Annotated in this window: 17 protein-coding genes; 12 read left to right on the top strand and 5 right to left on the bottom strand. The window is 40.7% G+C overall.

Translation table 11 applies throughout. The features are described 5' to 3' along the window. Window positions 1-43: 43 nt before the first annotated feature. Window positions 44-880: a pyrroline-5-carboxylate reductase gene (proC, locus tag FXW34_RS10155; protein WP_147533870.1), complete on the bottom strand. Its 837-nt coding sequence runs from the start codon at window positions 878-880 to the stop codon at window positions 44-46. Between the two features lie 273 nt (window positions 881-1,153). Between proC and FXW34_RS10150 the strand changes: the two genes are divergently transcribed. From FXW34_RS10150 to FXW34_RS10120, 6 genes are all read left to right on the top strand, one after another. After that, complete coding sequence (locus FXW34_RS10150; protein ID WP_147533869.1) at window positions 1,154-2,143, top strand: MBL fold metallo-hydrolase; 990 nt, start codon at window positions 1,154-1,156, stop codon at window positions 2,141-2,143. Between the two features lie 139 nt (window positions 2,144-2,282). Further along, the gene (locus FXW34_RS10140; RefSeq protein ID WP_147533868.1) at window positions 2,283-3,080 is read left to right on the top strand and encodes an SDR family NAD(P)-dependent oxidoreductase; all 798 of its coding nucleotides are present in this window, start codon (window positions 2,283-2,285) and stop codon (window positions 3,078-3,080) included. A gap of 62 nt (window positions 3,081-3,142) precedes the next feature. Then, window positions 3,143-3,667 (top strand): DUF3221 domain-containing protein, encoded by a 525-nt coding sequence (locus tag FXW34_RS10135; protein WP_147533867.1) that lies wholly within the window; start codon window positions 3,143-3,145, stop codon window positions 3,665-3,667. Between the two features lie 618 nt (window positions 3,668-4,285). After that, entirely contained in the window at window positions 4,286-5,545 is a 1,260-nt protein-coding gene (locus FXW34_RS10130; RefSeq protein WP_147533962.1) for a Y-family DNA polymerase, read from the top strand. Window positions 5,546-5,562: 17 nt separating this feature from the next. After that, the gene (locus FXW34_RS10125) at window positions 5,563-5,895 is read left to right on the top strand and encodes a YolD-like family protein (protein ID WP_147533866.1); all 333 of its coding nucleotides are present in this window, start codon (window positions 5,563-5,565) and stop codon (window positions 5,893-5,895) included. A gap of 130 nt (window positions 5,896-6,025) precedes the next feature. After that, window positions 6,026-6,355 carry an iron-sulfur cluster biosynthesis family protein gene (locus tag FXW34_RS10120; RefSeq protein ID WP_147533865.1) on the top strand — a complete coding sequence of 110 codons (330 nt, stop codon included), beginning with the start codon at window positions 6,026-6,028 and terminating at the stop codon, window positions 6,353-6,355. A gap of 73 nt (window positions 6,356-6,428) precedes the next feature. Here FXW34_RS10120 and FXW34_RS10115 read toward each other — a convergent pair whose 3' ends face one another. Together FXW34_RS10115 and FXW34_RS23555 are read right to left on the bottom strand one after the other, a co-directional pair. Further along, window positions 6,429-7,349, bottom strand: a complete 921-nt coding sequence (locus FXW34_RS10115; protein WP_246140963.1) for an alpha/beta hydrolase — start codon at window positions 7,347-7,349, stop codon at window positions 6,429-6,431. A 104-nt stretch (window positions 7,350-7,453) separates the two neighbouring features. Beyond that, a complete protein-coding gene (locus FXW34_RS23555; RefSeq protein ID WP_281292928.1) occupies window positions 7,454-7,585 on the bottom strand; it encodes a hypothetical protein in 132 nt (43 codons plus the stop codon). A 112-nt stretch (window positions 7,586-7,697) separates the two neighbouring features. Between FXW34_RS23555 and FXW34_RS10110 the strand changes: the two genes are divergently transcribed. Beyond that, complete coding sequence (locus tag FXW34_RS10110) at window positions 7,698-7,958, top strand: YqkE family protein (RefSeq protein ID WP_246140961.1); 261 nt, start codon at window positions 7,698-7,700, stop codon at window positions 7,956-7,958. Between the two features lie 58 nt (window positions 7,959-8,016). Here the strand turns inward: FXW34_RS10110 and FXW34_RS10105 are convergent, their stop codons facing one another. Beyond that, window positions 8,017-8,940 (bottom strand): aldo/keto reductase, encoded by a 924-nt coding sequence (locus FXW34_RS10105; protein WP_147533864.1) that lies wholly within the window; start codon window positions 8,938-8,940, stop codon window positions 8,017-8,019. 112 nt (window positions 8,941-9,052) lie between these two features. Next, window positions 9,053-9,181: a Z-ring formation inhibitor MciZ gene (mciZ, locus tag FXW34_RS10100; RefSeq protein WP_147533863.1), complete on the bottom strand. Its 129-nt coding sequence runs from the start codon at window positions 9,179-9,181 to the stop codon at window positions 9,053-9,055. An 80-nt stretch (window positions 9,182-9,261) separates the two neighbouring features. Here mciZ and FXW34_RS10095 point away from each other — a divergent pair, with 80 nt between their 5' ends. From FXW34_RS10095 to FXW34_RS10075, 5 genes are all read left to right on the top strand, one after another. After that, window positions 9,262-9,813 carry an NUDIX hydrolase gene (locus tag FXW34_RS10095; protein ID WP_147533862.1) on the top strand — a complete coding sequence of 184 codons (552 nt, stop codon included), beginning with the start codon at window positions 9,262-9,264 and terminating at the stop codon, window positions 9,811-9,813. Continuing rightward, a complete protein-coding gene (locus FXW34_RS10090) occupies window positions 9,814-10,977 on the top strand; it encodes an endonuclease Q family protein (RefSeq protein ID WP_147533861.1) in 1,164 nt (387 codons plus the stop codon). Window positions 10,978-11,220: 243 nt separating this feature from the next. Next, window positions 11,221-11,862: a stage II sporulation protein M gene (spoIIM, locus tag FXW34_RS10085; RefSeq protein ID WP_147533860.1), complete on the top strand. Its 642-nt coding sequence runs from the start codon at window positions 11,221-11,223 to the stop codon at window positions 11,860-11,862. 116 nt (window positions 11,863-11,978) lie between these two features. Then, window positions 11,979-12,440: a ferric iron uptake transcriptional regulator gene (gene fur, locus FXW34_RS10080; protein WP_147533859.1), complete on the top strand. Its 462-nt coding sequence runs from the start codon at window positions 11,979-11,981 to the stop codon at window positions 12,438-12,440. A 174-nt stretch (window positions 12,441-12,614) separates the two neighbouring features. Next, window positions 12,615-12,842, top strand: a complete 228-nt coding sequence (locus tag FXW34_RS10075) for a YqzK family protein (RefSeq protein ID WP_147533858.1) — start codon at window positions 12,615-12,617, stop codon at window positions 12,840-12,842. Window positions 12,843-12,846 lie beyond the last annotated feature (4 nt).

The following is a 12,846-nucleotide window of genomic DNA, read 5'->3' as shown; positions in this document are numbered from 1 at the left end:
TTAATATATTTATCAAAGTTATTGAAAGAGACGTAAACCTAGTTTATTTTACAGGATACAACTCATCACTTAAAGCAATTCCAAGTCGTTTTGATTGGGCTGTTGCTTCTTTGATGCAGTTAATAAAGGCGTTTTGCACATCGTAGGAGGCCAATACACGCAAGCCGGCTTCTGTCGTTCCACCTGGGCTTGTCACCTCAGCACGTAATTGCTTTGCTGGCTTAGCTGATTTTGCGACCATGTCGGCAGCGCCAAGCAAGGTTTGAACAATTAGTTCCTTTGCCATTTGTTGATCAAGTCCAATTTCAGCAGCGCCTTTTTCCATTGCTTCAATTAAGTAATAAATATAGGCAGGGCCACTTCCTGATAGGCCGGTAATCGCATCGATTTTGCTTTCATCAACGAAAGCGGTCATTCCGACAGTTTCAAATATTGTTTGGACGATTTTCTTTTGAACGTCCGTCACATGTGCATTGATGGCAAGCCCTGTTGCTGATTTGCCAACTGTTGCTGATGTGTTCGGCATCGCTCTAACAACTGGTAGCTTTTTTTCGGCTAACAGTTCAATATTTTCAGTCGATACCCCTGCAAGAACGCTGACTAGCATCGTTTTTTCAGTTAAATAGCTTTTGATTTGGCCGATGCCAGTAGCCGCTTCCTTTGGCTTCATTGCTAAAATGACTGCATCAGCACCATCTAATAGTTCTTCAAGATTATAGCTGCCATTTACTCCGTATTTTTCGTGTAAATTGTCCAACTTTTCTTGATTGCTCCGATTCGTTACCCAAATTTGCTCCCCCTTGAGTAGCTTGCTTTCGACGATTCCTGAAATCATCGCTTCTGCCATCGAACCGGCCCCGATAAATGCAATTTTTTTCATAACTTCCTTGTACCCCTTCGTGTTCAAAGATTTTTCCGATAATGCGTCATGTATACCGTAAATTGTTCAATGAAATAACAATGCAAGAAAAATGGCTTATCTGTCAAGAGCTATGAGTCTAAAAACTTAATTTTTTTAATAATTGTTTGAAAATAACAACAATTTAGATAATTTTACGGTATAATATGGTTAATTTCAATAAAAAAGCAGCTTGAGTTTAGACTATTTATACTGAAATCCTTTTATCAAAATAATAATTAAGGAGTTGGTAGCATGACAAAATGGAAGAACGGTATTGCGAAAATCACTCTGCCGACCCCTTTTCCTGTCGGAGATGTGAATGTTTTTCTAGTTAAAGGAGAACGACTGACGCTAGTTGATGCAGGTACAAATAATGATGAATCATGGAATGCTTTCGTTAAGCAGCTCAATGATTTGCATTTAACCCCAAATGATATTGAGCAAGTAATCATCACTCACCATCATCCGGATCACGTTGGTTTACTAGCTTATTTTCCTGAAAGTGTTGATGTGTTCGGACATCAACTAAATCAACCGTGGTTAACGGCAACTGAATCCTTCATTGAGGATAATGAAGTGTTTTTCGAACGGACTATTGAGGAATTTGGTGTCCCTCATGAATTTCTTACGTTGAAGCATGAATTTCGCCGGACGACAGAATATTTCTGCAATCGAGTATTGACAGGTCATCTTGTTGAGGGTGATACTGCACCTGGATTGTCAGGCTGGAAGGTTCTTGAAACCCCGGGACATGCTTCTAGTCATATTGGTCTGTTACGTGAAAGCGATGGGGCTTTTATAGGCGGTGATTTGTTGCTGCCGCATATTTCTCCCAATCCTATTTTAGAGCCGCCATTATCCCGTGAGTTTAGTCGTCCGAGGCCACAGCTAGAGTTAAATGCATCTTTGGAAAAATTGACACATTACAACATCCAAACCGTTTTTCCAGGGCACGGTGATGAGATTACTGAGGTAGAACCGTTAATTGAGAAGCGACTAAATCGTCAGCATGAGCGGGCTATGCTCGTGAAAAAATGGCTCCAGAATGAGGAGATGACTGTATTCGAGGTATGCCAGCGTCTGTTTCCACATGTTTATGAACGTGAGCTGATTTTAACCTTGTCAGAAACTGCTGCCCAAATCGACTATTTGCTATCGTTACAGGAAATTACTATGATAAATAAGGAGTTTCCTTATCGATATCGATATAAAGTGAAATTTCCATCAGTGGGGGGAGCTTAATTCCCCACTGATGGTCAGTTGAACCAATCGGACCTTTACGGGCAGTTGCCCCCCACCTTTTCTTATTGTAAACTCAGAATATTGAGGTTGGGGTCTTACTGCCCGTTAAGGCGGGATAAAGCAAATTGAGGTGTCAGAAATGGCAAATGACCGTCTTGTTGGAAAAAATGTATTAATTACCGGAGCCTCGGGTGGAATTGGCGCTGAAATGGCTTATTTATGCGCTGAGTCCGGTGCTCGATTAATTTTGATGGCCCGAAGTTTAGATAAGTTAGAACAATTGAAGCAAAATATAGAAGCACGCTACGGTGTTGAAGTCCTCATATATCAGCTAGATGTTTCTGATACGAATGCAATTGAAACGGTGTTTTCAGAGGTTTTGCAAGCGTTAGGGCATGTTGATGTGCTTGTTAATAATGCTGGCTTTGGCATATTCCGTCCAGCTCACGAATCGACGATTGATGAAATCAAGGGCATGTTTGAGGTGAACGTTGTCGGCTTAATAACAGCAACAAGCATGGTTCTTCCCAAAATGCGTGAGCGTCGCTTTGGACACATTATTAACATTGCTTCGCAAGCCGGGAAAATGGCGACACCTAAATCTAGCGTCTATTCAGCAACAAAGCATGCTGTGCTGGGTTATTCCAATAGTTTACGGATGGAACTCGCTGACCTTGGTGTGTATGTGACAACTGTTAACCCTGGACCAATTGCCACAAACTTTTTTAATATTGCCGATGAAAAGGGTACTTATTTGCAAAATATCAAGCGTTGGGTGCTAAAGCCGGAATATGTTGCCGGGCAGGTCGTTGAACGGATGCTCACCAAAACACGCGAAATCAATTTACCTCGCTGGATGAATGCGGCAAGCATCCTTTATACTTTGTTTCCAAGGGTTGTTGAGCGCGTTGGAAAGCGTGCGTTTAATCAGAAATAACCACAGTTGTAACCTTGTCTGCTTTTTTTCGTCTTGTTTAATAGGAGGCGAGGAGGGTGCGAATGGTTAAATTGATGACTGGAGTTATATTTGTTTCTCTTTTTTTAGTAGCTATAACGGGGTGTAATGATGCTGGATTGTCTAATTTAGTAAAAGCTGAAACTGGCTACATCACCCATATTAGTGAGAATTCAGTGCTCGTAAATGATATTGTTTTTTCTGCCGACAATGAAGTTGAAGTCGTTTCAGATAATGGCAAGAAAATGAACTTTGCCGACCTTGAGATTGGTATGAAGGTCGAACCATGGTTTAGTGGTCCTATTCGCGAATCCTTTCCGGCACAAGCAGATATGAAAAAGCTTGTCGTATTGACCGATAAGGAACATGATCAAGTTCAGGAAGCGGTGAAAGCAGTTGTTGAATATGCTGCTACCAATTTTAGTAGTAACACGGTTGTTTTCCAAGAAACGATCGTGAAGGATACGTATTTTCAAGCCAAGATAGCAGGAGTGACGATTGAACATCCCAATCCGGTGACAATTCGCTATGATTTTGCAACAAAACAAATTGAGGAACAAGTTGATTAGTTTATGGTGCTGCCAGTGGTTTCAAGTGTGAAACTGCTGGTAGTTTTTTTGTACTTGCGAGTGATGTGATGGAATAGAGGAATTGTGGGTTCGGACAGATGTGTGTCAAAGTGGTGAACTTTTTTAGGAATACAGCTATTTCTACAGATTTGCGTTTTTCTAAATCTGATTTGGCTTCATTTTGACTCTGTTTTGCTGTAATTTCTTCAATTTTTCACTTTCAATGTAGTTTTGAATGATTCTTTTATTTACCTATTTTGTTGTTTGCATGGCTTTCGGAAAGATATGCTCGACTTTCGCAAATTTATGCTCGGCTTTTCGAAAAATATGCTCGACTTTCACGATTTTATGCTCGACCTCAAAAAAACAATGCTCGACTTTTAACAGATATGTGCTATCTCGCCCCGATATGCCCGACTTCCATAACATATGCTATGCTTTTCTCATTTTTGCTCAGCTTCCTTCCTGAAGTAAGCCCGTCCCCACTATCGACCACCACGCCGCTTCTAAAATCATTCCATAAAATTTCCATTGAAACAGAACGTATATTCGCTTATGATTGAGAATATAATAAAAAGAACCTATGTTCGCACTTTTTTAGAAGAAGAAGGGATTTCAGTGGTGGATTATAGCTTGATGCCTAATCAGCACGTACTATGTGTCGACATGAAGAGTTTCTATGCAAGCTGTTCTGCCGTCATGATGGGACTTGATCCGCTTGAATGCTATTTGGCGGTAGTCGGAAATCAGGATCGCCAAGGGAGTGTCGTACTAGCTGCTTCGCCGCGATTAAAAAAAGAATTCGGAATCAAAACGGGATCGCGTATGTTCGAGATTCCAAAAGACCCACGAATTCATCTCGTTGAACCGAAGATGGGGACTTATTTACGGATTTCCACTGAAATTACGCGCCTGTTTCATCGCTATGTACCAAAAGAAGCGATTCATGTCTATAGCGTTGACGAAAGCTTTATTAAAGTTGATGGGGCCACAAATATTTGGGGTGATGTTTGGACGATTGCAGAAAAAATTAGAAGTGATATGGCGAGAGAATTTCAGCTGACGTGTACGATTGGAATCGGACCGAACATGCTCATGTCAAAGCTCTGTCTTGATTTGGAAGCAAAAAGTAAAGGGATTGCTGAGTGGACATACGATGATGTGCAAAAGAAGCTGTGGAAGGTTTCGCCACTTCGGGAAATGTGGGGGATTGGTCGACAGGTTGAAAAAACGCTAAACAGCATGGGGATTTTCACGGTTGGTCAGTTGGCACGCTATGATTTGGAGAAGCTTGAGAAAAAGTTTGGTATTATGGGTAATCAGCTTTATCACCATGCTTGGGGCGTGGACCTTTCCGAAATGGGGGCACCGATTATCGAGGGGCAAATTAGCTTCGGCAAAAGCCAAATCCTAATGCGCGACTATAAAGTGGAGCACGAAATTAAGGGTGTCATTCTTGAAATGTGTGAGGAAGTGGCCCGCAGAGCGCGGAATCGTCGCAAAGCCGGTCGGACGGTCAGCTTGACCATTACTTATAGCAAAGACGAATTTGGTGGAGGTTTTCACCGCTCGCGGACAATTGCAGAACCAACGAATATTACGATGGAGCTTTATCGTGTCTGCCTCGCGCTTTTCGATGAAAACTATCAAGGGAAAACAGTCAGGCAAATTGCAATTTCATTAGGTAATGTGGTGGATGATCAACAAATGCAATTAAACTTGTTTGAATTAAATCGCTGGAAAAAGCACGAGCTTGGTTACACGGTTGACCGGATTCGCAAGCGGTTTGGCTCAGGTGCTTTATTGCGAGCGGTTTCTTATACAGAAGCGGGAACCTCCAGACATCGCGTTAAGCTTGTCGGTGGCCATAAACGTTAGGAGGTATTAATTTAGGGATGATTCGTGATCGCGGTCGAATTAAATGGACGTCGATGATGCTGCCCGAGCATGTAAAAATGCTACGAGACTGGGTTAAAGAGGATTCATTTGAATACAGAAAGCAATTGGATGAGCAGCAGCTTGAGCAAATGAATGATACCATCTCGAGCGCAATGGAATTTGACCAATTGGTAACGATTACTCATTATCATAGTCACCAGTACGAATTGGTGATTGGCAAAATTCATTATTGGGATGGACTAGGGCAGCGGCTACACATCGTTGATCGGTTCGAAGAGATTCATCAAATCAAACTGAATGATATTTACGATGTTCGTGTAGCGGATTAGGATTCACGGTTGAACGCTAACCGTGAATTTTTTGTCTGATAAATTGAATTATTAGAATATTATTTCCGAGGTAATAACAATAGAAATATGCTAAAATGGAGGGCGTAAAGCGAGAAAGGGGAATATAGAAATGCAGATTGACATCAGTGAAGGGGCAGAGCAAAAGCTGGCAGAAAGAACAACAGGAAAAGACGGATATTTAAAGCTAGTTTATGATATAGAAGGCTGCGGGTGCGCAGTAAATGGTGTACCAGCATTGTGGTTAGTAAAGGAACTAGTCGGGGATGAGGCGGAAGTTGAAACAGCGAATCAGCGCTCAATTTATATAGAAAAAGACCAGCAAGTGTTTTTTGCAGAGAAAATGACGCTAGATTTTTCGGTAAAGGCGAACTGTTTTCAGCTGAAAAGCCCAAATGAATATTTAAATCCACGCCTAAGCTTAGTCGATAAAACAAAATAACACTAGAAAAGAGCTACCAAACCGCAAAATTAGCGAAAAGGTAGCCCTTTTTTTGATTAAAAATGCCTCAACCTCACTCTGAAAAACCACATTCTTCCAAAAATTCATCAACAGCCGTTTCATATTCCTCGCGATTCTCATTATAGGATTGCGCATGGGCGCCATTCAGCGCTAGAAAAAGCTTTTTATGCCCCTGTTTCCGTTCATACAAAGCCTCAGTCATCGACGGCAAAATATACTTATCATCCTTGCTATGGATGAACAGGATTGGCTTGTGAATGTTTTCAACGACGGAAATTGGTGACACTTCTTTTACTGAGTATTTATCGCGGAGTCGTAAAAAGAAATCGCCAACATGTAGCACTAGCCGCGGTGGTAGCTTAATATCCTTTTTGATTTGATATTCTAATAGCTCCGCAAAATCGGAAAATGGACAATCGGCAATATAAAAGTCAGCACCATCCTCAACCATTCCGGCATAAAGCAGCATCGTCGCTGCGCCCATTGATTCACCATGAATACCAAGCACCAAGTCCGGTCCCTTATCAAGTTTAAGCCAATCGATAACAGCCTTTAAATCTAATTTCTCATAATGACCATAGCTGGTTGTTTTGCCGCCAGATTCACCATGACGACGGTGGTCATAAATCACACCGTTAAAGCCCCGTTCCAAAAAAATATTCATGTATTTTACAGAATTGACCTTGTTTTCTGTTACGCCATGACAAATTATCACATAACGATTCGTCTGATGTGGTTCTACTAAGATTGTCTTAAGCTGATAACCAAGTGGAGAATCAATCAAAATTTCCCGCTTCGGCAGGCCCTCGTATTTAACCGGGTCAAACCGTCCAGCTGTCGTTTCTCGGGTTAACACTAAGTTTTCATCCTTCTTTTTCTTAAACATAAGAAGATTTGAAAAATAAACACCAAAAGACGTTACGGCCAAAAGGGCAGAACCGAATATTGAAGCCGCTACTTTCCTCTTTTTCAAGCGAAATCCCTCCGAACAAATGATAACTTTATCATATCATTAGTATGATAAAACAAACAAAAGAGGTGACTCCAACTGGTGGAGTCACCCTGAATCCAAACTATTCACTGTTTTGCGTTTTGCCGTTTCGTTGGATGAATGGCCTTTTCCATGTCCTCAGCGGCCATTATCGGTCTTGTCGTATCGCTAGAGGGCTTTCCTTTTTGACTAAATCCCTTTTGGCGCTTTTGACTCATCATCAACATCCCCTTTCCTTAATAAGATGGATGAAAGGGCGTGACCTTATGCATGCCGGAAGGGCTGACAAATGATATAATAATGGGGAAATATGCTGTGGAGGTCATTGGCGTGAAGAAAAAACAACGTTCAAAAGTGAATCAAAATCAAAAATCAAAAAAAGATGACGCACCTGTTACATTAGGAGATATGCTAAACAGCGATTTAGTCAATCAGTTGAAAAATAAACAGCAGGAGTTAAAGGCTGAGGAAGTGCGTAAGCAAGAAGCTGAGGAACAGCGACTGAGAGAGGAAAGAAAACGCCGCGAGAAAAATAAATCCTTTGAAGAGCTGCTAAATGAAAGTTCGATAAGCTGGAAAGATTTTAAATAAAACAAAAAGATAACCAGGCTAGCTGTTAAAATCTAGCAATTGGTTATCTTTTTTTAACCTATCTGTGCTGTTCGTATCGATTGGCTTTAGTTAGGTTTTGAATCAGATGAAGTTCATCTAAAGTAAGGGGGTGACTCCGGACTGCTGCGGCATTTTCGCGAAGCTGTTTAACGGAACTCGCACCAGCCACAATCGAGGTCACACTAGGGTTAGCGAGATTAAACTGTAGGGCAACTTCCGTAAACGAGCGAGCAGTAGCTAAATTTTCTTTTAATAGAGGTAGTAGCTTTGACAATTCCTCATATGAATAATCTAGATAGCCGCTTTCGTGCACCCGATTTGACGCTTTCTCAAGCAATTGATTACTCAACAAACCAGAGGCGAGGGGACCGCGCGTCACGACACCTATTTTGTTCTCCAATAATTGCGGCATTGCATCTTCCTCAGGTCGGCGGTCAAGCATGCTATATTGCATCATGACCGAAACAATACTAGATTTGGCGATATATTCACGGATAACATTCGGCCGAATCGATGAAATTCCATAATATCTAATATAGCCATCAGCTTTAAGCTCCTCAAATGCTTCGATCGTTTCCTCGATGGGGTCATCAAGCGTACCGCCATGGAGCTGGTACAAATCGATGTAATCCGTACCAAGTCGCTTTAAGCTTTGTTTTATTTCTTCTTTTATATAGGCTTTTGAGGGATCCCAGCTCCAGCCGTCTTTCTTGTCGCGCCAGCGGTTTCCAACCTTAGTTGCTATTACAACCTGGCTCCGAACAGACTTTAGAACTTGTCCAACTATTTTTTCATTGGTTCCAAAATCGTATAAATCAGCAGTGTCAAAATAATTAATACCTTCATCTAAAGCGGCTTCAATGATTTCTTGAGCTGCCTTTTCGTTTGTTCCAAGCGACATGCACCCTAAACCAAGTGTACTGACATGAAGGTCAGACTTGCCTAATTGCCGTGTTTCCATTTGCTTCACTCCAATCCTACTAGCTTCTCTATTATTTTAGCGAATGAAAGTAGAGATAGCCAAATTGGACGATTTTTGCAGTAATAGAAGGGCACAATTATATACTAGCAATTTATCTGGATGTATCTTCAACCCAATCATGGAGCAATTCATATTTACGACGATATTCCTTGATTTTTCGCTTAATTTCCCATGCTTTTCCAACAAGGACGAACCCTTTATCATGCACATAGATTTTCATTCGTAATTCCCCCAAAAGTAAAGTATGGTAAAATGTATGAGTCTACCATATCGGAATAGAACAGGAGTGACAGAAAAATTATGCGTCGCCTTGAAGAAAAAACAATTAAAACAGAACATATTTTTACAGGAAGAGTCATCAGCCTGCAGGTTGAAGATGTTGAATTGCCGGATGGAAATATAGCAAAACGTGAGATTATCAAGCATCCAGGTGCAGTTGCGGTGATTGCTGTAACTCCAGAAAATAAAATCATCATGGTTGAGCAATTCCGGAAAGCGCTTGAACGGAAAATAGTAGAAATCCCGGCTGGAAAGCTAGAGCAAGGGGAAGAACCACAAACGTGTGCCATGAGGGAGTTAGAAGAGGAAACTGGCTATTCATGCGAGATGATAGAATTGGTCAATTCTTTCTATACATCCCCAGGCTTTGCTGATGAAATTGTCCATGTCTTTGAAGCACGCGGATTAGCAAAAGTGGAACATCCTGCTGCCCAAGACGAAGATGAATTTATTAATTTACTCGAATTAACGCTAGAAGAAGCGGAAGAATATATTAAACAGCAAAAAATCTATGACGCGAAAACAATCTTTGCTGTTCAATACTTAAAGCTGAAAGAGGCGTTAAAATCGTAAATGAACCACTACTATGTAGATTTGCACATACATATTGGCAGAACCTTTACTGGTAAGGCCGTCAAAATTACTGGAGCGAAGACATTATCCTTCTCTAACATCATTGATCATGCCCGCCATGAAAAAGGGCTAAATATGATTGGTATTATTGATTGTCATTCACCGGAAGTCATTCTAGAGATTGAAGGTTTAATGGAGCGAGGCGAATTAACAGAACATCGTGATGGTGGGTTGAATTATCGCGGAATGACAGTCATTCCTGGCTCAGAGCTTGAGGTATATGATGAGAATTGCCAAGGGCCAATCCATCTGCTTTGTTATTTTCCTACACTTCAAGCGATGAAGGAATTTTCAGGATGGCTGAAAGGTCATTTGAAAAATATAAACCTTAGCTCGCAGCGAATTTATGCAAGCGGGCGTGAACTGCAAAGTAAGGTAAAGATGCATGGTGGGCTGTTTATTCCGGCGCATGTATTTACGCCATTTAAAAGTCTTTATGGTAAAGGGGTAAAGCGCTCACTAGTCGAAGTATTGGACCCGGAGCAAATTGACGGAATTGAACTTGGCTTGAGCTCTGATACTTCGATGGCAGATAGCTTGGGAGAATTGCATCGATATACATTTGTAACTAATTCAGATGCCCATTCCTTGCCAAAAATTGCCCGTGAATATCAAGTGATCGCGATGCGGGAACCATCATTTGCTGAATTTAAAAAAGCGCTCCATCAAGTTGGCGGTCGCGGGATTGTCGCGAACTATGGTTTGGACCCTTTGCTTGGAAAGTATCATCAGTCGGTATGTGCGAATTGTCAAACATCGTATTCTTCGGAAGCGACAAATTGTCCAAATTGTCTATCGACAAAAACGGTAAAAGGTGTAGCTGAACGAATTCTTGAATTAAAGACTGCAGAGAGTTCTCCTGACGATCGACCGCCTTATATACATCAGGTTCCGCTTGATTTTATTCCCGGATTGGGACCAAAACTGTTAAGAAAACTATTAGACCATTTCGGTACTGAAATGGCAATTCTTCACGAGGTGCCGCTTCAAGCATTGGAGGAAGTAGTACCGAAGAAAATCGCAACATTAATATACAAAGCGCGTAATGGAGAATTAAATCTCTTTGCCGGTGGTGGAGGAAAATACGGGAAGATAGCTGATTAGTTGTGACGGAATTGTGGCATCGGCAAATAAGCCGTTCGAATTGGAAAATAAAATCGAAATTCGGCAAATACGCCGTTCGAATCGGCAAATAAACCATCAAATTTGGCAAATAAAATCCTCCATCATAAGGGTTGCACAGAGCGTGTAGCCCTTATTTTGTATCTCCTAAAAATTACTAGATTCACTGTCATAGAATTAATAGAACGGCATAGAATGTAGTAATCAATTTTAGGAGGAAGACCAATGAAGAAGAGATTATACCAGAACTTCGCAGTCGAACATTTTCGTGAATATTCCTCAGTTTACATTTTCGTGATTGTGCTATTTTTGATGGGTGTGATTTTTGGGGCCGTTGTCGTAAATAGTTTGAGCTTTTCACAAAAAGAGGATTTGTTCTATTATTTATCTCAGTTTTTTGGACAGCTTACTGGTGGAAAAGAAGCTTCTGCAAAGGATTTGTTTATGCAGAGTCTGTTGCATAATAGTAAATACATCGGTCTTATGTGGCTACTCGGAGTATCAATTATTGGTTTGCCAGTGATTCTCATTCTGTTATTTATTAAAGGAATGGTCGTCGGCTTTACTGTTGGTTTCCTCGTTAACCAAATGGGCTGGGATGGCTTTTTACTTTCCTTTGTATCGGTTCTTCCGCAAAATTTTATCATCATTCCGATATTTATTATCATGTCTGTGATGACCATAACCTTTTCTCTGCAAATGATAAAGAGACAGTTTATGAAAAAAATCAGCAGTCCGTTTATGCCGATGCTTTCACGATATTTTCTTGTCTTAGTCGGAGCGGTTATTGTCTTAACATGTGCAGCGGCAATTGAAGCATATATATCGCCTGCTTTAATGAAAGCTGTAATTGGGGGAATAAACTGATTAAAATTATTATTATTTGAAAATAAATATTTTTTCTAGTTTAGAATAATTGTTTTTGAAACTGCCCGTCCTTCTGTTATAATGAGAATGGAAAGTGCGAGGGAGGGACTGTCACAATGGAAACAAGAATAGAACGAATAAAAAAACAGCTACATTCATCGAGCTACAAATTAACACCCCAGCGCGAGGCTACGGTTCGGGTGCTGCTAGAACATGAAGAGGATCATTTAAGTGCAGAAGATGTATACCTCCTCGTTAAAGAAAAATCTCCGGAAATCGGACTAGCTACTGTATATCGAACATTAGAGCTATTAACTGAATTAAAAATTGTTGATAAAATAAATTTCGGTGATGGAGTATCACGCTATGATCTGCGTCAAGAAGGCGCGGCACATTTCCATCATCATTTAGTATGTATAGAATGTGGTGCAGTTGATGAAATTCAAGAGGATCTCCTTGATGATGTCGAGGTCAAAGTGGAACAAAAGTGGAATTTTAAAATTAAAGACCATCGTTTAACCTTCCATGGAATTTGTCATCGCTGTCAGGAAAAAGAAACAGACCAAAGTGTTGAATAAGAAAAGAGGTTGACTTCTTTTTTGTTCCCTAGCTTGCGTAGCGAAAGGCACGATGAAAAATGAGTCATCCTTTTTTATTTTAGTAGGCCAGCTTCCTTTAAATGGGTGCTTTAGGTATATTTCAGCCTATGTTTGGCATACCTTGTACTAGTAGAAGGAGCTGGAGGAAAAAGAATGAAAGAATGGTTTAAGCTTTTCATAAAATCAATTCAGGTATTTTTGTTATTTACTGGATGTACCGTCCTTTTTTATTTTGGCATCATGTGGGTAAATGAAGAATATCAAAATTACCATCGCTATGATGAACCACAAGGATCGGCACTAAAGGTATCTGGACCTGTGGAAGGCGAAAGTCTGCCATGGCTTGATCGCTTATTCTTGTTTTATTTAAATGGGGAGTAATGAT

Source organism: Bacillus marasmi (assembly GCF_902168435.1).
GTDB lineage: Bacteria > Bacillota > Bacilli > Bacillales > Cytobacillaceae > Bacillus_BU > Bacillus_BU marasmi.
Note: the sequence above shows the minus strand (reverse complement) of the source record. Positions and strands in the feature narration are given on the sequence as shown.

Excerpts from the sequence above, each read along its gene's own strand:
- FXW34_RS10125 (WP_147533866.1), top strand. The coding sequence starts at position 5,563 with ATGATTCGTGATCGCGGTCGAATTAAATGGACGTCGATGATGCTGCCC.
- fur (WP_147533859.1), top strand. The coding sequence starts at position 11,979 with ATGGAAACAAGAATAGAACGAATAAAAAAACAGCTACATTCATCGAGC.
- FXW34_RS10150 (WP_147533869.1), top strand. The coding sequence starts at position 1,154 with ATGACAAAATGGAAGAACGGTATTGCGAAAATCACTCTGCCGACCCCT.
- FXW34_RS10135 (WP_147533867.1), top strand. The coding sequence starts at position 3,143 with ATGGTTAAATTGATGACTGGAGTTATATTTGTTTCTCTTTTTTTAGTA.
- FXW34_RS10120 (WP_147533865.1), top strand. The coding sequence starts at position 6,026 with ATGCAGATTGACATCAGTGAAGGGGCAGAGCAAAAGCTGGCAGAAAGA.
- FXW34_RS10075 (WP_147533858.1), top strand. The coding sequence starts at position 12,615 with ATGAAAGAATGGTTTAAGCTTTTCATAAAATCAATTCAGGTATTTTTG.
- mciZ (WP_147533863.1), bottom strand. The coding sequence starts at position 9,181 with ATGAAAATCTATGTGCATGATAAAGGGTTCGTCCTTGTTGGAAAAGCA.
- spoIIM (WP_147533860.1), top strand. The coding sequence starts at position 11,221 with ATGAAGAAGAGATTATACCAGAACTTCGCAGTCGAACATTTTCGTGAA.
- FXW34_RS23555 (WP_281292928.1), bottom strand. The coding sequence starts at position 7,585 with ATGAGTCAAAAGCGCCAAAAGGGATTTAGTCAAAAAGGAAAGCCCTCT.
- FXW34_RS10095 (WP_147533862.1), top strand. The coding sequence starts at position 9,262 with ATGCGTCGCCTTGAAGAAAAAACAATTAAAACAGAACATATTTTTACA.
- FXW34_RS10090 (WP_147533861.1), top strand. The coding sequence starts at position 9,814 with ATGAACCACTACTATGTAGATTTGCACATACATATTGGCAGAACCTTT.
- FXW34_RS10140 (WP_147533868.1), top strand. The coding sequence starts at position 2,283 with ATGGCAAATGACCGTCTTGTTGGAAAAAATGTATTAATTACCGGAGCC.
- FXW34_RS10105 (WP_147533864.1), bottom strand. The coding sequence starts at position 8,940 with ATGGAAACACGGCAATTAGGCAAGTCTGACCTTCATGTCAGTACACTT.
- proC (WP_147533870.1), bottom strand. The coding sequence starts at position 880 with ATGAAAAAAATTGCATTTATCGGGGCCGGTTCGATGGCAGAAGCGATG.